The organism is Antrihabitans stalagmiti, from assembly GCF_016482825.1.
Classification (GTDB): Bacteria; Actinomycetota; Actinomycetes; order Mycobacteriales; family Mycobacteriaceae; genus Antrihabitans; species Antrihabitans stalagmiti.
In genome coordinates this window covers 1-1,060 of sequence record NZ_JAEMNV010000044.1, presented here as the reverse complement: position 1 = coordinate 1,060, position 1,060 = coordinate 1, and the positions used below count along the sequence as shown (strand labels likewise).

1 protein-coding gene is annotated in these 1,060 nt (G+C 64.2%); it reads right to left on the bottom strand.

Annotation, left to right across the window (positions count from 1 at the left end; genetic code table 11):
* Positions 1-1,060: site-specific integrase (locus tag JGU71_RS29610; protein ID WP_504739565.1), on the bottom strand; the 1,060-nt coding region annotated here is incomplete at both ends.

The window sequence follows — 1,060 nt, the reverse complement described above, 5'->3', positions numbered from 1 at the left end:
GTAACGCAGGCGCGCGACGAAGAACTCTGACGCCTCGTTCTTCGGCTCGGCATCCGACCTCTCGGAATCACCCGATGCGGTGAGAAGGGAGCTCAGCGGCTCCGGATCGAGCATCAGGATCTCGTTGACGCGACGCCCGGTGAGAATCAGCAGCAGGTATGCGCGCATGACCTGCGGATCGCCGAGCCCGAACACCTCCTTCTCGTGACCGTTGACCACGATCGTGCGGGACTCGGTGGTGGGCAGTCCGATCAAGTCCAGATGGGCGGTGACTCGACTGAGATCGTCGGCGTCGAGGTACTCCGGTGCCTCGGTGGAATGGGTCACCGAGATCGTTTCCGCGCGCGGCCACATGATCAGGTGCCGTTCGGTGATCTCGCGCCATCGCGGGTCGCCCAGCACGAACGCGGCTTCGTCGCGATGTTCAACAAAGAATGCGTACATCGAATTCACCGCAGTCTGGGTCAGCGAGATCGTTTTGTTGCTCAGCGGCTGTCCCTTGTTGGGTCCGCTTCCCGCGCGACGGGTGCGCAGCCATCCGAGGAAGTCGTTGGCAAAGGGGCGCAACATCGTGACCGGGTCGGTGACCAGTACCGGACTGTCGATACCGCGTTCGATCAGGAACGGTCCAAAATGGGAACACAACACCGTCCGGTACCGGCCGACGCTGCCCCACCGAATCCGGTCGGCGTTGACGAGTGTTCCCAGCCACCACTGCCCTGCCGCACGCAACCAGCCCGGTTCCACGCTCGACCAGTCGACAGTGGCCTGTCCGCGCGGTTCGTGCCGTCGCCCCGGTATCCGAGGGTCATGGACCGGGTCCCACAGGTCGGCCTGCCACCACGCTTGCTCGTGATAAGCAATGCCCAACGCCCGCCTGATACGGCGCAGGATATGCACATAGTTCTGGCGAAACGTCGCCACGGGCAGACGGTGGTAGCGGGCGGTGTATGCCCCACGCGCCTCGGCCTCCCAGGCGTCGAGGTCCAAGTCGAGGAACGAGGTAATCGGCGGATGACCCCGCTGGACCCGAGAGGTGCTGATCGGCCCGATCAGACGC